The sequence below is a fragment of the Streptomyces sp. NBC_01520 genome, from assembly GCF_045040375.1.
Taxonomy (GTDB): Bacteria; Actinomycetota; Actinomycetes; order Streptomycetales; family Streptomycetaceae; genus Streptomyces.
Window position 1 is genome coordinate 5899340 of the sequence record NZ_CP109404.1, and the last position, 19963, is coordinate 5919302.

Consider the following 19963-nt stretch of genomic DNA (forward strand, 5'->3'; position numbering starts at 1 on the left):
GGAGTGGGCAGGTCGAAGTGGTCGAAAGGGCGCATCCGATGACGGAACACGATCCGTACGCGGCTCTTACGCTGCCCTCACGTGCGAGCGCTCCGCGGGAACGCTCAGTCCATCCGGCGCGCGCTGCCCAGCAGTCCGGACTCGGCGTCGGTGGCCTGGGTCATCACGAACTGCCGGTCCCGGTCCGTGCACCACAGCGTGACGCCGTCGGCCAGGGTGGACAGCGCCTGGGTCTCGGCGGCCGGCAGATTCATGATCCGGCCGATCTGTGCCGCCTCGTCGGGGGAGACCCGCTGGACGCCGACGAGGGCCGACTTCTCCATCAGCCGTGGGGCCACCGGGCTCAGATACGGCAGCAGGGTCACCACCGACTGCCAGGGCCCCGCCACCACGCGCCCGCGCGGCGGCCGCATGCCGCAGTCGCGCACCACGACCACCGGGGACCCGGCCGAGGCACCCTGCGGCGGGATCCGGCCCACGTCGTGCAGCGAGACGCACGGCTGCCCGCCGCCCGCCGCCTGTGCGAGAGCCGTCCAGGCCTGCGACCGCCCCGTCTCGACGGCGATCCGGGCACCCGTCGCCGCCGTACGCAGCGCCAGGACCTGGGCGGTCCACAGTCCGCCGATCAGCGTGACCTCGTACGGAGTCGGCCGGTTGATGCCCAGCACCGCCGGGCGTCCCTCCGCGTCCACCCCGATGACCGTGCCGTCGTCACCGACGGGCAGTGCCAGCGAGGCCAGTTCGTCGAACGACACCGTGTGCCGGCCGCGACGCGGACCGATCAGACCGAATCCCAGCCGGGACCGGGAGCTCGTGGTGGCGGACATCAGCGGGTACCCCCGAGCGGCAGCGTGGCGAGCACACCGGGCAGCTGCTCGCGGTCCAGCCGCACCAGCGACGCCTTGACGCCGCGCGCGGTGCGCTCCAGTTCGTGCCGGGCGGCGAGGAGTTCCTCGTCGCTGCGCCCGGTGATGCGGATGTGCCCCGTGACCGAGACCGCCGAGCGGTCGCCGTGCCCCAGCGTCAGGCTGAACGTCGTGGCGAGTGCCGGGACGGAGGTCAGCAGGGCGACCAACTGCGGCATCGACGCCCCGCCGCCGCCCAGGTGCGGCCAGCGGCTCACCCAGTAGCTGGTGTGCCAGCGGTCGTCGCAGCGCCAGGTGCGCGAGGACTCCTCGGTACGACGGCCCGGCGTCTCCGTCCGGCTGGCCTGCGCCATCGCCGACGGGCTGACGCACGCCGAGGTCGCGATCGCCGAGATCAGTTCCTGCTCGGTGAGCACGGTCGCCCGGAACCCGGCACCGGTCAGCCGGCTCGCGAGCTGGTCCGCCGCGCGTACGGCGCACTTCTGCGCCCCGACGATCCCGCCGCCGCGCGCCGCCACCGCCTCCGGGCAGAGCTCCGGGTCCAGCTTCAGCGCGATCCAGGTGACCCGCAGCGCGGGCGAACCCGTCCGGGCCTGCAACGGCGCGTAGTTCCGCGCCGCCACCGACTGCGGCGGCAGGTGCGGGGCGGGAGCCGGCTGGGTGTGCTGCACGATCTGCGCCGACTCCAGCCGGATCCCGTCGACCTCCAGCACGTCCCGTACGAGCGTCAGGGGCAGCGGCCGTTCCGAGCGGTCCGGGCGCAGCGCGGTGGCGTCCGACTCGACCTGGACGACGGCCGAGAGGTAGGTGCCGTCGCCGATCATCCCGACCGGGCGGCGGTCGCGGTCGCTGAACGAGTAGGTACGCAAAGCCGGTTCGCACTCCACGGCGGGCGCCAGCCCTGGCTCCGTACCCGCGGGCAGGACCAGGGAGGCGGCCCGGCGGCTGCGCGTGCGCAGTGCGAGGACGGTGCTCAGCCACTCCGGGAGCGACCGGCGGTGCCTGCGGACGACGGCGAGCAGCACCAGCACCGCGGCGACGACACCCGCGGGCACGAGGAGCAGCGGCTCGATCACCCACGCGGCGAGCAGCAGCGCAGCCGCGATCTCGACCAGTACAAGCTGTTGCAATCGGAACGAACCGACCTGTCCGGCGCGTCCGTTCAGCCGCGGAGCGGCGGCGCCACCGGAGCCGGAGGGGCCACCGGGAGCCGTACGCGAACCTCTGCGGGAGACCCCCCGGCGGCCGGATCCGGGACCCCCGGACGGCTGCGTGTTCCCGGCCGGACGTGTCCGTGTCGCGGAAGCCATCATTCCGGCATTCCCCCGTTCATAAGGCCCCAACTCAACCCGATCGCCCCTGTCCCGCCGGGGCTTCGGCGGCTGGATCACCCTACCCGCCCCATCGGCGGCCACGATCAGCAGGCATAGTAGGGGGCCGGTCCGGCACCAGGTCCGGTATCCGGGGTCCGGCACAGGGGACGGGGATGCGTACGCTCCTGGGCCGCGCGGGGAGACACGGGAGACAGACACACTCATGGCATCACGGCGGGATGAGCTCAACGCGTACACCTTTGCGAAGAAGCGCACGGTGGCCGCATTCCTCCAACCCTCGCCCACAGGTACGGAGGAGGGTGCCCCGCGCCCGCTGCGCGCCGTCGTCCCGAGCCTGATCGTCGGCGCGCTGTTCGTGGCGGGTTTCGGCGCCTGGGGGATGTTCAAGCCCACGGCGCCCAAGGACTGGGACAAGCCCGGCACCAAGGTGATCGTCGGCAAGAAGTCCACCACCCGGTACGTCGTGCTCTCCACGGGCAAGGGCAAGGACAGCAAGACCCTCCTCCACCCGGTGCTCAACCTGGCCTCCGCCAGACTCCTGCTGACCCCGCAGCAGTTCGACGTCGTCCAGGTCGGCGACGACATCCTGGACGCCGGCAAGCCCCCGCGCGGGCCGATCCTCGGCATCCCGTACGCCCCCGACCGGCTGCCCGAGGCGAAGGACGCGGGCACCGCCAAGCGGTGGGCGGTCTGCGAGCAGCCCGGAGGCAAGGGGAACACCGTGCAGAAGGCGGCCTTCGTCTTCGCCGAGCGGGAGGACAGGCTGACCGAGGGCAAGCAGCAGCTGAGCGGAGGCCAGGTCCTCTACGTCCAGGGGCAGGACAAGGCCCGCTACCTCGTCGACGCGAGCGGCACCAAATACCGCATCGACGAGAGCGCCACGGACAACGGCCACCTGACCAACGCCCTGGTCGGCAGCAGGCAGCCGCAGGCCGTCACCGACGACTGGCTGGCCACCCTGCACGACGGCAGTCCGCTCGTCTTCCCGCAGATCCCCGGAACGGTCGGCGCACCCGCGAACATCGAGGGCCAGCTCTCCGCCGAGGAGAACAAGGTCGGCATGGTCCTGCGGACCAGGACCGGCGAGGGCACCACCCACTACCTCGTCCTGGACGGCAAGGTCCAGCCGGTCTCCGAATTCACGGCCTGGCTCCTGATCAACTCCCCGCAGACGGCGCCGCTGAACCTCGACAGCGAGGCACGCTCCGTCGGCCTGCAGGACTTCGTCCCGGACACCCGGACCTTCGCGGGGCAGGCGAGCCGCTGGCCCGCCCACAAGGCCGAGCAGGTCAACTCGGCAGGCGGCGGCAGCCGGGACACCGTGTGCAGCGTGCTGCGCAAGGTCGACGACAAGGGACGTACGACGCTGTCCACCTGGGCGGGCACCGCCTATCCGGCCGTGATCAACGCCGGAGGCACCAGCACCTACGTCACCCCGGGCAGCGGACTGCTCTACACGCAGGTCCAGGGCGAGCAGACGAGCCCCGACGGTTCGCTCTTCCTGGTGACCGACACCGGGCTGCGGTACGCGGTCCAGGCGAACGGCGACAGCGACGCCGAGCGCTCCGACATCGGCGCCGGGGACCAGCAGGCACAGGACGGCAGGCCCGAGGCCAGCCAGGCGCAGATCCGGCTCGGCTACGAGAAGGTGACGCCCACGCTCGTGCCGATCGCCTGGTCGGACTTCCTGGCCAAGGGCCCCCGGCTCGACACCAACAGCGCACGCCAGCCCCAGGGCTCGTAGCCGCGGACACCACGACGAACGCGGGACACGGGGGAGAGGAACAGATGTTGTACCGGAAGACGGCTGCGGTGGCGGCGGCCACCGCCGCACTGGCCGCACTGGCGGCACCGCACACCGCGTACGCCGACGGAGGAGCGCGGGACAGCGCCCGGCCGGCCCTCGACGGCAGCGGCGAGTGCACCTTCCCGATGAAGGAGCAGTTCGAGGGCCGCCCCTGGCCGCTGCAGCGCGTCCTGCTCGACGAACTGTGGCAGGACACCAAGGGCAAGGGCGTCAAGGTCGCGGTCATCGACACCGGTGTGGACATCGCCAATCCGCAGCTCAAGGAGGCCGTCGACACCTCGGCGGGACGCAACCTCCTCAAGGGCGGCAAGAGCGACGGCACCACCGACGAGGTCGGCCACGGCACCAAGGTCGCCGGCATCATCGCCGCACGTCCCCGTGAGGGAACCGGATTCGTCGGACTGGCCCCCGAGGCCACGATCATCCCGATCCGGCAGAACGACGAGAAGAACAGCGGCAAGGACACCACGATGGCCACCGCGATCGACCACGCGATCGCCGAGGGGGCCGGGGTCATCAACATCTCCCAGGACACCACCAAGGCGCTCACCGAGGACTCCGCACTGGGCAGGGCCGTGGCCAGGGCACTCGCCAAGGACATCGTCGTCGTCGCCTCCGCGGGCAACGACGGCATGGACGGAAAACTCAAGAACACCTACCCGGCGGCCTTCCCCGGCGTCCTCGCCGTCGCCTCCTCGGACCGCAACAACGAACGGGCCGCCTTCTCCCAGGCCGGTGAGTTCGTCGGGGTGGCCGCCCCGGGCGTCGACATCGTCTCCACCGTCCCGGGCGACGGCCAGTGCACCGACAACGGGACCAGCTTCTCCGCGCCGTACGTCGCGGGCGTCGCCGCCCTCCTCGTCGCCAAGTACCCCGACTGGACGGCGGCCGAGATCGTCGCCCGCATCGAGCAGACCGCCGAGCGCTCCGTCAACGGCCACGACGCCTTCGTCGGCTGGGGCGTCGTCGACCCCGTACGGGCCCTCGCGGGGGGCAAGGACGACGTCCCGTCGCCGGCCGCACGCCCCGACCCGGCACCGCCCAGGGCACCGGCGCCGGAGCCCGCGTATCTCGCGATGTCCGAGACCCCGCAGGAACGGAGCGAGCGCTACGCCACCTACGCCCTGGCCCTGGCGGCCGTCCTCGTGTGCGTCGTGACCGGCACCGCGACAGTCGTCCGGGATGTCCGGCGACGTCGTGATGTGGGCTGAGATCGCGCGACGGTGAGGTGTGTCTCTCGCCGTGAAGCCCGGTTGGGCAGAGATGACGAAGTGGCTAGGGTGGCAGCAGACTTCACGTGTGTGACGGGGGAACGAGAAGTGGACGAGCCTGATTCCGGGGTGCGCGAGCACCGCCGGGCGCTTCTTGGAACCCGTTCAGAATCCCTGTCCGCAACCTGCGGACAGGCCCGGGAACTGAGAGATAGGACCTCCGGATGAGCAACACCGGTGCGGGTTTCGGACTTGCCGACGATCCGATCATCCAGGCGAAGAACAAGATCGTCGACACCGCGGAAGCGGTCTCCAGGCAGGCCCGTGAGCTCGCCGACATCCTTGCGACCGTCAGCGCGGGCTGGACCGGTGTCGGCGCCGGCGGATTCTCGTCCGCACAGGTCGTCATCAATGAGGACCACGACGAGATCCGGCGCCTGCTGCAGGTGCTCCTCAACGGTGTGAGCCAGACCAAGAACCTCAGCAACGCCAACGACGACGAGGTCCGCGCGGCCTTCAACTCGGTGAAGGAGTCCGCCTCCTCGGGCAACTCCTCCGGGCTCAACAACGTCTGAGCCAGGCCGTAGCACCCTTTTCACAGACAGAGAACACCGGAGGAGCAGACCATGCCCGGAGCAGACCCGAACACCAAGGTCAGGTACGAGAGCGTCCAGGAGATCGCGAACCGCATCCGTGTGGTGTCGCGCAACATCATCAAGGACCTCGAAGACATGGACACCGCCCTCAAGGTCGTCACCGACACCTGGGACGGTGAGGCCCACGGCGGGTACGTCGCCCTCCAGGGGAAGTACAAGGGCAAGGCCGACCACATGAAGGACCGCCTGGAGCAGGTCGCGAAGATCATCGAGAACGGTAAGGACAGCTACCGTTCCACCGACCTCAAGTCCTCGCGCCTGTTCACCGAGGCGTACTGACCCGGGAACCGCACACGGAAGAGGGGCACGGCCCGGTGGGCGTGCCCCTCTTCCGTGTCCCCGTCCGCGCGAGGGCCTACTTCAGGTCGAACTCGCCGTCCCGCGCACCCAGGACGAAGGCACGCCACTCGGCCTCCGTGTAGCGCAGCACGGTCTCCGGATCGAGCGAGGACCGCATCGCGACGGCACCGTCCGGCAGATACGCGATCTCGACCCGCTCCTCGGCCTCCTCGGTACCGGGGGCGCTCAGCCACTCGACTCCCGAGATGTCGAGCGCGTACAACTCGTCCTTCTCCTGCTGGGTGCCCATCAGACGCCTTTCGTGTTCCGCGGCGGAGTGCGTCACCGCCGGTGGCTCCATGTTCGTGGCCTGCGCGCCGATTATCCCCGCACCACCGGGACCGGGGGACCAGGAGCGCGATTCCGGCCCCCGCGGCCCGGCGGCGACGGTAAGGTCCCCCGCTCCGCGGCGGCCGGACGTACCGCCGCCCGCTTCCGCGCTTGCGGGGACGTACCCCGCACCCACGCCGTACGCCGGAGGGGCCCCGCACGCCGGTGCGAGGGCCCCTCCGTCAGGTCGTGTACGCCTCAGCGCTGCTCGGGCAGCCGCCCGGTCTGCACCAGCGGCGTCCCGCGCCGGCGCGACGCGAAGTACCCGCGCCCCGGCGGCATCGTGTGCCCACGGACCGACCCGATGAGATCGCCCTCGGACGGATCACCGGACAGCACCACACCCTGCGCTCCCAGCTCCTTGATGCGCTGCATGAAGCCCTCGTACATCGACCTCGACGCCCCCGCCGAGTTGCGCGCGATGATGAACCGGACCCCGGTGTCCCGGGCGAACGGCAGGTACTCCGCGAGCGGCGCCAGCGGATTGCCCGCGTTCGTGGCCACCAGGTCGTAGTCGTCGACGATGATGAAGATCTGCGGCCCCGACCACCAACTGCGGTCCCGCAGCTGCTGCGGCGTCACATCGGTCGGGGGCTGCCGCCGCGAGAACACACCCGCGAGCGCCTCCATGTGCATCTGCATCGCACTCGCCATCGGCGCGTACTCCAGCAGGTGCGACTCCGGCAGCGCCCCCAGCAGGGCCCGCCGGTAGTCACCGACGACGATCTTCGCCTCGTCCGGGGAGTAGCGCTCCGCGATCTGCTTGGCGATCAGCCGCAGCAGGTTGGTCTTGCCGGACTCGCTCTCCCCGAAGATCAGGAAGAACGGATCCGTCTCGAAGTCGACGAAGACCGGCTCCAGGGACGTCTCGTCGATACCGATCGCGACACCCCGCTCGGGGAACTCGAAGCCCTTGGGCAGCTGGTCCGCCGGAAGCTTGCGCGGCAGCAGCCGCACGGCGGGCGCGGACGGCCCCGACCAGCTGGACTTCACCGTCGCGACGAACGCCGCGGTGCCTTCGGAGAGGTCCGTGCCGCTGCTGACGGAGTCGATGCGCGGCAGGGCGCCCATGAAGTGCAGCTTCTCCGGGACCTGACCACGGCCGGGCACACCCGCAGGGACGTTCGCCGCGACCTTGCGGTCGAACTCCGAGTCCATGACGTCACCGAGCCGCAGTTCGAGCCGCCCGAGGATCTGGTCCTTCAGCGCCGCCCGCACCTCCATGTAGCGGGCCGCCGTGATCACCACATGGATGCCGTAGCCGAGCCCGCGTGAGGCGATGTCCGTGACGACCTGCTCCAGGCCCTCGTACTCGGCCCGGAAACCGCCCCAGCCGTCGATGACCAGGAACACGTCCCCCCACGCCTCGCCGGGCAGCTCACCCCGGGCACGCTTGCGCCGGTAGGTGGCGATGGAGTCGATGGAATGGGCCCGGAAGAACTCCTCGCGCCGGGTGAGCACGCCCCCGACCTCCGCGACCGTCCGGCGCACCCGCTCCGGGTCCAGCCGCGACGCCATCCCGCCGACATGCGGCAGGTCCGCCAGCGAGACGAGACCGCCACCGCCGAAGTCCAGACCGTAGAACTGCACCTCGTGCGGGGTGTGGGTGAGCGCGAAGGAGGAGACCAACGCCCGCATGATGGTCGACTTCCCGGACTGCGGACCACCCACGACCAGCATGTGCCCGGCCGCACCGGAGAAGTCCCGGTACAGCACCTCACGCCGCTGCTCGAACGGCTTGTCGATCAGGCCGAGCGGAACGGCCAGCCCACCGGGCCGCGTGTACTCGGTCGCCGTGAACCCCCGGTCCGTGGTCGCCGCCAGCCCCGGCAGCAGCTGGTCCAGCGTCGGCGCCCGGTCCAGCGGCGGCAGCCACACCTGGTGGGCGGGCACGCCCTGCCCCTCCAGCCGCCGCACGATCACATCGAGCACCGTGTCGGCGAGCGCGTCGTCGTCCGCCGCCTGCGCCGCCAGGTGCGCCGGATCGGGCGCCGCGTACACCACCGGCACCGGCGAGGCACTGAACACCGCGGGCCGCCGCTCGATCGGCAGCTGCCCCACCGACAGATCCGGGCCGCCCGTGCGGTACGCCCCCGACACGTACGCCGCCTTGAAACGGGTCATCTCGTCCGTGCCGAACTTCAGATAGCCGGAACCCGGCACCGACGGCAGGTGGTACGCGTCCGGCACACCCAGCGCCGTACGCGACTCGGCCGCCGAGAAGGTCCGCAGACCGATCCGGTACGAGAGGTACGTGTCCAGGCCGCGCAGCTTGCCCTCCTCCAGGCGCTGAGAGGCCAGCAGCAGATGCACACCCAGCGAACGGCCGATCCGGCCGATCTGGATGAACATGTCGATGAAGTCCGGCTTGGCGGTCAGGAGTTCGGAGAACTCGTCGATGACCAGCACCAGCGAGGCCAGCGGCTCCAGCGCGGCGCCCGCGCCCCGGGCCTTCTCGTAGTCGTGGATGTTGGCGTAGTTGCCCGCCGACCGCAGCAGCTCCTGCCTGCGCTGCAGTTCACCGCGGATCGCGTCGCCCATGCGGTCGACCAGGGTCAGATCGTCCGCGAGGTTGGTGATGACCGCCGCCACGTGCGGCATCTGAGACATCCCGGCGAACGTCGCACCGCCCTTGAAGTCGGCGAGCACGAAGTTCAGCGTCTCCGAGGAATGTGTCACCGCGAGCCCGAGCACCAACGTCCGCAGCAGCTCCGACTTGCCGGAACCCGTCGCCCCGACACACAGCCCGTGCGGACCCATGCCCTCCTGCGCGGCCTCCTTGAGGTCCAGCATCACCGGCTGGCCGTCCTCGCCGACACCGATGGGCACCCGCAGCCGCTCCGACACCGACCGGGGCCGCCAGGTGCGCGCCACGTCGACCGAGGCCGCGTCCCCCAGATTCAGCAGATCCGTGAAGTCCAGGTTGGCCAGCAGCGGTTCGTCGTCGTCGCCCCCGCCCATCCGCAGCGGCGCCAGCTGCCGGGCCAGCGCCTCCGCGGCCTCCGGCGACATGGAGTCCGGCACACCCTCGTACGCCAGACCGGCACCGGACTCCAGGCGCAACAGCCCCGGCCGCACCACGATCGACAGCCCGCCACGCGGCTCGTCGAGCTCGCCCGGCACCACCTCGACGATCGTCACGCCCTGCAGGCCCTCGGCCGCCGCGAACAGCGAGTCCGGCGGCACCATCCCACCGTCCAGGACCACCACGATGTGCGGCTGGTCCAGCACCGGCTGGCTCTCCCGCCCGAACCGCGGCCGCCCGTCGAGCCGGCCGGCCAGCAGCGACTCCAGCTCACCCAGGTCGTCCCCGAACAGCCGCTTCGTCCCGGCCCCGTCCACCTGGCCCGGAACCTGCGTGTGCGGCAGCCACTTCGTCCAGTCCCAGCGCCCCACGGCCCCCGGCGCCGCGACCACGGCGACCATCAGGTCCTCGGGGGAGTGCAGCGTCACCAGCTGAGCCACCAGCGACCGCGCCGTCGACTGCGCCGCGTCCGGCCGCCCGGAGACGGTCACGTGGTAGAAGGCCCGCATCGAGACCGCCATCGGCAGTCCGTCCAGCGTCCCGTGCACCGCCAGGAACTGCTGCATCGCCCCCGCGGACATGGGCTCCAGCTCATCCACCGGGGCGGTGTCCGGAGCGACCAGCGGAGTCGACAGCTGCTGCGCCCCGAGCCCCAGCCGCACCTGCGCGAAGTCCTTGTCGCCGACCCGCCGCTCCCACACCCGGCTGCCCTCGGCCACCACCGACCAGAGCTGCTCCGGCGCCGGGTGCAGATACAGCTGCACATCGCGCTGGGCACGCGCCGTCCGGCGCACCGTCCGCCGGGTCTGGGCAAGGTACTTGAGGTAGTCACGTCGGACATCGCCCATTTGCCCCTGCGTACCGCGACGGTGCCGGACGATCTGCGCGACCACCATTCCGACGGTCGAGACCAGCATCAGAACACCCATGATCCGCATGAACGGAGGTGCCTGCGGCGAGAAGAAGAAGACCACCGACGAGCCCATGCCGAGGACCGGCAGGATCTGCATCAGCATGCCCTCCTGCTGCCCGCGCGGCAGTTCGGGAGGCGCTTCCAACGTCAACTCGTCCGCGGGTACTTCCGGCGGCAGAGACCGCGGAGGTCGTTTCACGACGATCTGGCTCACCGGAACATCAATCCCTCAATACGGACGGGCGGAAGGCCGGTCTGGTCCGCACCGACGCCCCCGTGGCTGCGTTTGCTGCGGACTTGCCTCCGCGCGACGGTGATCCTACGTGCAGATCACTTCCACCCCTCCCGGTAGGGTGGCGCGCGCACTGTGCGCAACCGCGAATCAGGGGGACCAGACACGTGAGTACGACCGCAGCGACAGGCTTCTGCCGCGTCACTGTCGTGGCACCCGACAGCCGCATCGACGTCGCCCTTCCGGAAGACATCGCGGTCGCCGACGTCTACCCCGAGATACTGCGTCTCACGGGACAGACCCAGGCGGCCGGAACACCCACCGGCTATCACCTCGTACGCCGCGACGGAACCGTCCTCGACGGCGCCCGCACACTCTCCGCCCAACAAGTGCTCGACGGCGAACTCCTCAGCCTGCGGCCCTTCGCGCAGTCGCTGCCACCCGCCGTCTTCGACGACGTCTCGGACGCCGTCGCCTCGGCCGTCACCCGCGACCGCCACCTGTGGAGCGACGAACTCCTGCGCGGCGCCGGGCTGGTGGGCGGCGTCCTGCTGCTCGTCCTGATGGGCTTCGTGCTCTGGTTCGCGGACCCCGTACGCCACGACATGCACAGCCTGCCCGGCATCATCGCCGGCTCCGCGGGACTCCTGCTGACCGCCTTCGCGGGAGTGCGCGCCAGGGTCTACGGGGACCGGGCCACGGCCGTCGCCCTCGGGCTCGGCGCGCTGCCCCTCGTCCTCATCGCCGGCTCCGGCATCATCGGCGCCGACGCGGGCCAGGGCCCCGGACGGCTGCAGTTCCTGCTCGGCTGCGTCGCCGTCCTGCTCGCCTCCGTCGTCCTGGTCGCCCTCACCCCGAGCGGTGACGCGCCGTTCGTCGCGGCGACCTTCCTCGCCACCGTCGGCACTCTCGCCACCTTCGTCGCGATCCTCACCGAGGCCTCCGCCACCGAGACCGCGGCCGTCACCGTCGTCGTCGCCCTCGGCCTGGTCGCCTTCCTGCCGGGACTCTCCGCCCGCTTCGCCCGGCTGCCCATCGGCTACGCGTCGCCGCGCACCGCCCCCGCCGGCTACGACGACGACTCCTTCACCGGGCCGGGCGCCGGACCCGAGGCCGGCGCCGAGCCCGTCGACGCCGACCGCATCGCCGCCCAGGCCCGCCGCGGCCACGAGATGCTCCTCGGCCTCGTCGGCGGCTGCGCCGCCGTCGTCGTCGGATCCGCCGCCGTGCTCGGCTTCTCCAGCAGCATCTGGGGCCAGATCCTCGCCCTCACCGCCGGACTCGCGATGCTGCTGCGCGCCCGCCTCTTCCGCTACACCTCCCAGGTCGCCTGCGTCCTGGTGGCCGGCATCGGGGCGACGGGCCTGCTCGTCCTCGGCCTCTCGCTCAACCCGCCGGCCGACCTGCTGTACGACCTGGTGCGCTACGGGGACCGTGGCTCCCTGGACATCCGTACGATCTGGCTCTCCGCGGCCGTCGCCGCGGGAGCGGCCCTGCTCACCGCGATCGGCCTGGTCATCCCGCGCAAGGGCCTCTCACCCTTCTGGGGCCGGCTGCTCGACCTCACGGAGAGTGCCCTGCTGCTCTCCCTGGTCCCGCTCTGCCTGGCCGTACTGGACGTCTTCACGCGCGCCAGGGCCATGACCGGCTGATACCCGTCGGAGGCACTCCGGACGGCTGGTACTCTGACCAGTGGCCGTTTGTGTACGCGTCCCCGGATCATCCTGAGGGCTGCGCTCATCGGACCTTCGCCTCCGAGTCACGAAAGCTCCCCTGAGATCAAGACCAGGGGCACTCGTAGGCGCATCGAACACCAAGAGGAGTACGCGTGCCGCTCGACGCCGCTACGAAGAAGCAGATCATGTCCGAGTTCGCCCAGAAGGAGGGTGACACCGGATCCCCCGAGGTCCAGGTCGCCATGCTCTCCCGCCGGATCTCGGACCTGACGGAGCACCTCAAGACGCACAAGCACGACCACCACTCCCGTCGTGGTCTGCTGATCCTGGTCGGCCAGCGTCGCCGCCTCCTTCAGTACCTGGCCAAGAAGGACATCCAGCGCTTCCGTGCGCTCGTCGACCGCCTCGGCATCCGCCGCGGTGCGGCCGGCGGCGCCAAGTAAGGACGCTGTGAGAGGGAGCGGTTCCCCCATTCCAGGGGGCCGCTCCCTTTGCTGTACGTGCGGGACCGGGGTCAGGCTCAGTAACCTGGACGCACGACAACAGAACGAGGAGAGGCGCGCCACGGCCGCCGCCGGTCCTCGGTAGTGGCCCCCGGGACAACGCCCGGGAGCTTCGATCGAAGACCGGCCCGCACACACGGTGCGCTTCTCCGCACCGTCCTCCGCCACACGGGCGGCAGGACGAAAGACGACGAGTATGGAGAAATCACTAGTGGAGAACGAGACCCACTACGCCGAAGCCGTGATCGACAACGGCACCTTCGGCACCCGCACTATCCGCTTCGAGACGGGCCGCCTGGCCAAGCAGGCCGCCGGCTCCGCCGTCGCGTACCTGGACGACGACACCATGGTGCTGTCGGCCACCACCGCTTCCAAGCGGCCCAAGGACCAGCTCGACTTCTTCCCCCTCACGGTGGACGTCGAGGAGCGCCAGTACGCGGCCGGAAAGATCCCCGGATCCTTCTTCCGCCGTGAGGGCCGGCCCTCCGAGGACGCGATCCTCACCTGCCGCCTGATCGACCGCCCGCTGCGCCCCTCCTTCAAGAAGGGCCTGCGCAACGAGATCCAGATCGTCGAGACGATCATGGCGCTCAACCCCGACCACCTGTACGACGTGGTCGCGATCAACGCCGCGTCCGCCTCCACGATCCTGGCGGGCCTGCCCTTCTCCGGCCCGATCGGCGCCACCCGCGTCGCCCTGATCAAGGGCCAGTGGGTCGCCTTCCCGACGCACACCGAGCTCGAGGACGCCGTCTTCGACATGGTCGTCGCCGGTCGCGTCCTGGAGGACGGCGACGTCGCGATCATGATGGTCGAGGCCGAGGCCACCGAGAAGACCATCCAGCTCGTCAAGGACGGTGCCGAGGCCCCGACCGAAGAGGTCGTCGCCGCCGGTCTCGAGGCCGCGAAGCCCTTCATCAAGGCGCTCTGCAAGGCCCAGTCCGACCTCGCCGCCAAGGCCGCCAAGCCCACCGGCGAGTTCCCGGTCTTCCTCGACTACCAGGACGACGTCCTGGAGGCGCTCACCAAGGCCGTCCGCACCGAGCTCGCCAAGGCGCTCACCATCGCCGGCAAGCAGGAGCGCGAGGCGGAGCTGGACCGCATCAAGGAGATCGCGGGCGAGAAGCTCCTCCCGGCCTTCGAGGGCCGCGAGAAGGAGATCTCCGGTGCCTACCGCGCGCTGACCAAGAAGCTGGTCCGCGAGCGCGTCATCAAGGACAAGGTCCGCATCGACGGCCGTGGCGTCACGGACATCCGTACGCTCGCCGCCGAGGTCGAGGCCATCCCGCGCGTGCACGGCTCGGCGCTGTTCGAGCGTGGCGAGACCCAGATCCTGGGCGTCACCACCCTCAACATGCTCCGCATGGAGCAGCAGCTGGACACCCTTTCGCCGGTGACCCGCAAGCGCTACATGCACAACTACAACTTCCCGCCGTACTCCGTCGGTGAGACCGGCCGCGTGGGCTCGCCCAAGCGCCGCGAGATCGGCCACGGCGCGCTCGCCGAGCGCGCCATCGTGCCGGTGCTGCCGTCGCGCGAGGAGTTCCCCTACGCGATCCGCCAGGTCTCCGAGGCGCTGGGCTCCAACGGCTCGACGTCCATGGGCTCGGTCTGCGCATCCACCATGTCCCTGCTGAACGCCGGTGTGCCCCTCAAGGCCGCCGTCGCCGGTATCGCCATGGGCCTGATCTCCGAGGAGATCGACGGCAAGACCCACTACGTCGCCCTCACCGACATCCTCGGTGCGGAGGACGCCTTCGGCGACATGGACTTCAAGGTCGCCGGTACGAAGCAGTTCGTGACCGCGCTCCAGCTCGACACCAAGCTCGACGGCATCCCCGCCTCGGTCCTGGCCGCCGCGCTGAAGCAGGCCCGTGACGCGCGCCTCCACATCCTCGATGTGATGAACGAGGCCATCGACGTCCCGGACGAGATGTCCCCGAACGCCCCGCGGATCATCACCGTCAAGATCCCGGTGGACAAGATCGGTGAGGTCATCGGCCCCAAGGGCAAGATGATCAACCAGATCCAGGAGGACACCGGCGCCGACATCACGATCGAGGACGACGGCACCATCTACATCGGTGCCCAGCAGGGCTCGCAGGCCGAGGCCGCCCGCGCCACGATCAACGCGATCGCCAACCCGACCATGCCGGAGGTCGGCGAGCGCTACCTGGGTACGGTCGTCAAGACCACCACCTTCGGTGCGTTCGTCTCCCTGATGCCCGGCAAGGACGGCCTGCTGCACATCTCGCAGATCCGCAAGCTCGCCGGTGGCAAGCGCGTGGAGAACGTCGAGGACGTGCTCGGCGTCGGCGCCAAGGTCCAGGTCGAGATCGCGGAGATCGACTCCCGCGGCAAGCTCTCCCTCATCCCCGTCGTCGAGGGCGAAGAGGACGAGAAGAAGGACGACACCGACAAGTGACGTCCCGTAGTTCCGTGACGACGGCCCGCCCCTCCTCGGAGGGGCGGGCCGTCGCCCGTACCCAAACGCTTCTCAAGGGCACCAACGGCATCGGCACCGTCCGCCGTACCGTCCTCCCCGGCGGCCTCCGGGTCGTCACGGAGACCCTGCCCTCCGTCCGCTCCGCCACCTTCGGGATCTGGGCCAACGTCGGATCACGCGACGAGACGCCCACCCTGAACGGCGCGACGCACTACCTCGAACACCTCCTCTTCAAGGGCACCGCCAAGCGCAGCGCCCTCGACATCTCCTCCGCGATCGACGCGGTCGGCGGCGAGATGAACGCCTTCACGGCGAAGGAGTACACCTGCTACTACGCGCGGGTCCTGGACACCGACCTGCCGCTGGCCATCGACGTCGTCTGCGACATGCTGACCGGCTCGCTGATCGCACCCGAGGACGTCGACGCCGAGCGCGGCGTCATCCTCGAAGAGATCGCCATGACGGAGGACGACCCGGGCGACTGTGTGCACGACCTGTTCGCGCACACCATGCTCGGCGACACACCGCTCGGCCGTCCGGTCCTCGGTACGGTCGACACGGTCAACGCCCTGAACCGCGGCCAGATCGCCCGCTTCTACAAGAAGCACTACGACCCCACCCACCTGGTCGTCGCGGCGGCGGGCAACGTCGACCACGCCACCGTCGTACGCCAGGTCCGCAAGGCCTTCGAGCGCGCCGGTGCCCTCACCCGCACCGACGCGGTCCCCACCGCGCCGCGCGAGGGCTCCCGCCCCCTGCGCACCGCCGGCCGGGTCGAACTGCTGAACCGCAAGACCGAGCAGGCCCACGTAGTCCTCGGCATGCCCGGTCTGGCCAGGACCGACGAGCGCCGCTGGGCGCTCGGCGTCCTGAACACCGCCCTCGGCGGAGGCATGAGCTCACGCCTCTTCCAGGAGGTACGGGAGAAGCGCGGCCTCGCCTACAGCGTGTACTCGTACACCTCGGGCTTCGCCGACTGCGGGCTCTTCGGTGTGTACGCGGGCTGCCGTCCCAGCCAGGTGCACGACGTCCTGAAGATCTGCCGCGACGAGCTCGACCGCGCGGCGACGGACGGTCTCGGCGACGAGGAGATCGGCCGCGCCATCGGCCAGCTCGCCGGCTCGACCGTCCTCGGCCTGGAGGACACCGGTGCGCTGATGAACCGCATCGGCAAGAGCGAGCTCTGCTGGGGCGAGCAGATGTCGGTCGACGACATGCTGGCGAAGATCGCGGCGGTCACCCCCGACGAGGTCCGCGCGGTCGCCGCCGACGTCCTGGGCCACCGGCCCTCGCTGTCGGTCATCGGCCCGCTCAAGGACAAGCAGGCGGACCGCCTCCACGAAACGGTCTCCTGACCCGGTTTCTCCACCTCTCAGTCAAGGAAGCAGAGCACATGAGCAAGCTGCGCGTGGCCGTTCTCGGTGCCCAGGGACGCATCGGGTCCGAGGCGGTACGAGCCGTCGAGGCCGCCGACGACATGGAGCTGGTGGCCGCACTCGGCCGCGGCGACAAGCTGGAGACTCTCACGGAAACCGGCGCCCAGGCCGTCGTCGAACTCACCACCCCCGCGTCGGTGATGGACAACCTCGACTTCTGTGTCCGGCACGGCATCCACGCGGTCGTCGGCACCACCGGCTGGACCGACGAACGGCTCGCGCAGCTGAACACCTGGCTCTCCGGCTCCCCGGAGACCGGTGTGCTCATCGCGCCGAACTTCTCCATCGGCGCGGTCCTCACCATGAAGTTCGCGGAGCAGGCCGCCCGCTACTTCGAGTCGGTCGAGGTCATCGAGCTCCACCACCCCAACAAGGCCGACGCCCCTTCCGGCACCGCCACCCGCACCGCCCAGCTGATCGCCGCGGCCCGCGACAAGGCCGGCTGCGCCCCGCAGCCGGACGCCACCGCCACGGCACTGGACGGCGCCCGCGGCGCGGACGTCGACGGAGTCCCGGTCCACTCGGTCCGGCTCCGCGGTCTCCTCGCCCACCAGGAGGTCCTGCTGGGCGGCGAGGGCGAGACCCTCACCCTCCGGCACGACTCGCTGCACCACAGCAGCTTCATGCCGGGCATCCTGCTCGGCACCCGCCGCGTGGTGACCACTCCCGGCCTCACCTTCGGCCTGGAACACTTCCTCGACCTGAACTGACTGGGCCCAACCCATGCGCGCAAAGCTCACCTACGTCGTCACCGCCGCCGCCCTGGTCCTCTACTTCGTACTGGCCGGCAGCCGTGGCGTCCTGCTCATCCGGCACGGCACCCTGCTCACGGTCACCTTCGGAGTGGCGGTGCTGATCCTGCCGGTGATCGGGGTCTGGTTCCTCTGGAAGAACACCCAGTTCGTCCGCAGGGCCAACGCCCTCGCGGCGGAACTGGACGCGGCGGGCGGCCTGCCCGTCGACGAGCTGCTGCGCACCCCGTCCGGGCGTATCGACCGGGACTCCGCCGACGCCGTGTTCGCACGGCGCCGCGAGGAGACCGAGGACAGCCCGGACGACTGGCGCTGCTGGTTCCGGCTGGCCGTCGCCTACCAGGACGCCAGGGACACCCCACGGGCCCGTAAGGCGATGCAGCGCGCCATCGCCCTGCACGCGAACAAGCCGGTACGCGCCTGATCGGCGCCCACCGGCTCGTCCTGTCGTTCCACCGCTGTCCCGACCGGGGCCGTCCTTCCGGGCGGCCCCGATCGCGTCAGCCCACGACGCTGTACTCGTCGCCCCAGGCCTCGATCGTGTCGGTGGCACGCTCGAAGGCCTCACCACGGGCCAGGAAGTCCGCGTTGTGGTCGGTGACCAGGGGAGGCAGTGTCTCGCCGCTCCGGCGCACCACCACCAGGGCCTGGCCCTGGACGGTGCGCGGGAACCCGAGCCACTTCACCGGCTGCTGGACCGTCCGGACCGCCGACGCACCGCTCCACGGCACGGTGGTGGTACGGAAGAAGCCCACCCGGCGCACGCCGTGCCGGCTGACCCAGGCACCGACCCGCAGCAGGCGCAGTGCGCAGGCGATCACCAGACCGGCGAGCACGAAGCACGCGGTGGCGGCCGACAGCGATCCGGCCAACGAGATGATCATGGCCGCGAGCAGCACGAACGACGCGAGCAGCAGCAGGGTGGCCGCTGCTGCGACCCGCCACGGGCCGAGGCGGTAGGGCCGTCGCCAGGTGTCGTGGTCGTCGAACGGCAGCGCGATGTCCTCTGCGCCCGCGTCGAATGCGCGGTCGGCCGTCAGAAAGGGCAGGGGCACGACTGATCCTCACTCACAAGCACGCTCGATTGCTGTGCCCGGTGAGGCTACCGAGCAGCCCCCCGGCCGACCACCCCAGGGGGCCCGTCAGGAGCATCGGGGACGGGTCAGCGGTGCCGGGACGCCTCGGAAGACTGGCTGTGCGACGGCGTCGGGTCCGTTTCGAGAGCGGGCAGCCCGAAGAGCAGCGACCCGGCGAAACCGGCGATCAGGGTCAGCCCCACGAGGGAGCGGCCGGCCAGCTGGGAGACGCTGGCACGCGCGCGGGGCGGCGGAGTGACATTACTGCGGAACCGGTCGGCCTCGGCCACGAACGAGAACGGGACGGATTCACGCCGGCGGAACATGAGGAGACTCTCCTTGAACTCTGTAACGGGTGCTGCTGATGAGTCAGACGTACGGGAGCCCCGATCGGTGCCCCGAATCGCCGAACCGGCCGAAGAATTCCTGCGGACGGCTGCGGGTCCCCCGCACGGCTGTGCCTGGGCGGCGCCTTCCCGGCAGTCACGGGAAAATGCGCGCCGACCGGGCCCGTAGAGTGGACGCCGCCCGAGCGACGCCATTGGAAGGACCCCCGCCGGTGACCGACACCCCCGAGCCCACGAAGGCCCACTTCCGCAGCGATGTCACCGTCGACCTGGTGAAATCCGCCGCCGGTGACTCCGATGTGCTGTTCGCAGCCCGTGTTTCCACGGCCGGTGAGCAGTCCCTGGAGGAGGTCACCAAGGACCCGGAGCGCTCCAAGGGGCTCATCAACTACCTGATGCGGGACCGGCACGGCAGCCCGTTCGAGCACAATTCGATGACCTTCTTCATCAGCGCCCCGATCTTCGTGTTCCGCGAGTTCATGCGGCATCGCGTCGGCTGGTCGTACAACGAGGAATCGGGCCGCTACAGGGAGCTGGAACCGGTCTTCTACGTCCCGGGGGAGTCCCGCAAGCTCATCCAGCAGGGCCGTCCCGGCAAGTACGAATTCGTCGAGGGAACCCCGGAGCAGCACGCGCTCACCAGCCGTGCCATGGAGGATTCCTACCGCCAGGCCTACGACGCCTACCAGGAGATGCTCGCCGCCGGAGTCGCCCGCGAGGTCGCCCGCGCGGTGCTCCCCGTAGGCCTGTTCTCCTCGATGTACGCCACCTGCAACGCGCGGTCGCTGATGCACTTCCTCGGCCTGCGTACCCAGCACGAGCTGGCGAAGGTGCCGTCCTTCCCGCAGCGCGAGATCGAAATGGTCGGCGAACAGATGGAACAGCACTGGCAGCGGCTCATGCCGCTCACTCATGCCGCCTTCAACAAAAACGGACGGGTAGCCCCGTAGGCGGTGTCCGTATTGCGGCGTTTCGTGAAGTTCATCTAGGCTGATCAAACGGACCCGGCACTGC

17 protein-coding genes are annotated in these 19963 nt (G+C 70.4%); 11 read left to right on the forward strand and 6 right to left on the reverse strand.

Translation table 11 applies throughout. The annotated features are described in order from the left end of the window. Window positions 1–104 precede the first annotated feature (104 nt). Together OG524_RS26935 and eccE are read right to left on the reverse strand one after the other, a co-directional pair. Window positions 105–827: a hypothetical protein gene (locus OG524_RS26935; protein WP_405388284.1), complete on the reverse strand. Its 723-nt coding sequence runs from the start codon at window positions 825–827 to the stop codon at window positions 105–107. Continuing rightward, on the reverse strand, window positions 827–2179 hold the full coding sequence (gene eccE / locus OG524_RS26940) for a type VII secretion protein EccE (protein WP_405388283.1): 1353 nt from the start codon (window positions 2177–2179) through the stop codon (window positions 827–829). The genes OG524_RS26935 and eccE overlap by 1 nt, the downstream gene beginning before the upstream one ends. 223 nt (window positions 2180–2402) lie before the next feature. Here eccE and eccB point away from each other — a divergent pair, with 223 nt between their 5' ends. From eccB to OG524_RS26960, 4 genes are all read left to right on the forward strand, one after another. After that, window positions 2403–3944, forward strand: a complete 1542-nt coding sequence (eccB, locus tag OG524_RS26945; RefSeq protein WP_405388282.1) for a type VII secretion protein EccB — start codon at window positions 2403–2405, stop codon at window positions 3942–3944. A 44-nt stretch (window positions 3945–3988) separates the two neighbouring features. After that, the gene (gene mycP / locus OG524_RS26950; protein WP_405811810.1) at window positions 3989–5218 is read left to right on the forward strand and encodes a type VII secretion-associated serine protease mycosin; all 1230 of its coding nucleotides are present in this window, start codon (window positions 3989–3991) and stop codon (window positions 5216–5218) included. Window positions 5219–5442: 224 nt separating this feature from the next. Next, complete coding sequence (locus OG524_RS26955; protein ID WP_405388280.1) at window positions 5443–5793, forward strand: hypothetical protein; 351 nt, start codon at window positions 5443–5445, stop codon at window positions 5791–5793. 51 nt (window positions 5794–5844) lie between these two features. Continuing rightward, complete coding sequence (locus tag OG524_RS26960) at window positions 5845–6153, forward strand: WXG100 family type VII secretion target (protein ID WP_405388278.1); 309 nt, start codon at window positions 5845–5847, stop codon at window positions 6151–6153. 76 nt (window positions 6154–6229) lie between these two features. Here the strand turns inward: OG524_RS26960 and OG524_RS26965 are convergent, their stop codons facing one another. Beyond that, window positions 6230–6463, reverse strand: a complete 234-nt coding sequence (locus tag OG524_RS26965) for a DUF397 domain-containing protein (RefSeq protein WP_405393080.1) — start codon at window positions 6461–6463, stop codon at window positions 6230–6232. A 278-nt stretch (window positions 6464–6741) separates the two neighbouring features. After that, a complete protein-coding gene (gene eccCa / locus OG524_RS26970) occupies window positions 6742–10695 on the reverse strand; it encodes a type VII secretion protein EccCa (protein WP_405388277.1) in 3954 nt (1317 codons plus the stop codon). A 185-nt stretch (window positions 10696–10880) separates the two neighbouring features. Here eccCa and eccD point away from each other — a divergent pair, with 185 nt between their 5' ends. From eccD to OG524_RS27000, 6 genes are all read left to right on the forward strand, one after another. Beyond that, the gene (gene eccD / locus OG524_RS26975; protein ID WP_405388276.1) at window positions 10881–12365 is read left to right on the forward strand and encodes a type VII secretion integral membrane protein EccD; all 1485 of its coding nucleotides are present in this window, start codon (window positions 10881–10883) and stop codon (window positions 12363–12365) included. 176 nt (window positions 12366–12541) lie between these two features. After that, a complete protein-coding gene (gene rpsO, locus OG524_RS26980; RefSeq protein ID WP_003965855.1) occupies window positions 12542–12832 on the forward strand; it encodes a 30S ribosomal protein S15 in 291 nt (96 codons plus the stop codon). 271 nt (window positions 12833–13103) lie between these two features. Beyond that, window positions 13104–15317, forward strand: coding sequence for a polyribonucleotide nucleotidyltransferase (locus tag OG524_RS26985; RefSeq protein ID WP_327122214.1), 2214 nt, complete (start codon window positions 13104–13106; stop codon window positions 15315–15317). After that, on the forward strand, window positions 15314–16693 hold the full coding sequence (locus tag OG524_RS26990) for a M16 family metallopeptidase (protein WP_405388275.1): 1380 nt from the start codon (window positions 15314–15316) through the stop codon (window positions 16691–16693). Before OG524_RS26985 ends, OG524_RS26990 begins: the two co-directional genes overlap by 4 nt. 38 nt (window positions 16694–16731) lie before the next feature. Continuing rightward, window positions 16732–17484 (forward strand): 4-hydroxy-tetrahydrodipicolinate reductase, encoded by a 753-nt coding sequence (gene dapB, locus OG524_RS26995; RefSeq protein WP_405388274.1) that lies wholly within the window; start codon window positions 16732–16734, stop codon window positions 17482–17484. Window positions 17485–17497: 13 nt separating this feature from the next. Continuing rightward, entirely contained in the window at window positions 17498–17950 is a 453-nt protein-coding gene (locus OG524_RS27000; protein ID WP_405388273.1) for a hypothetical protein, read from the forward strand. 76 nt (window positions 17951–18026) lie between these two features. Here the strand turns inward: OG524_RS27000 and OG524_RS27005 are convergent, their stop codons facing one another. Further along, the gene (locus OG524_RS27005) at window positions 18027–18581 is read right to left on the reverse strand and encodes a hypothetical protein (RefSeq protein WP_405388272.1); all 555 of its coding nucleotides are present in this window, start codon (window positions 18579–18581) and stop codon (window positions 18027–18029) included. Window positions 18582–18688: 107 nt separating this feature from the next. Then, window positions 18689–18928 (reverse strand): hypothetical protein, encoded by a 240-nt coding sequence (locus OG524_RS27010; RefSeq protein ID WP_405388271.1) that lies wholly within the window; start codon window positions 18926–18928, stop codon window positions 18689–18691. A gap of 233 nt (window positions 18929–19161) precedes the next feature. Here OG524_RS27010 and thyX point away from each other — a divergent pair, with 233 nt between their 5' ends. Continuing rightward, the gene (thyX, locus tag OG524_RS27015) at window positions 19162–19899 is read left to right on the forward strand and encodes an FAD-dependent thymidylate synthase (protein ID WP_405388270.1); all 738 of its coding nucleotides are present in this window, start codon (window positions 19162–19164) and stop codon (window positions 19897–19899) included. Window positions 19900–19963: the final 64 nt, after the last annotated feature.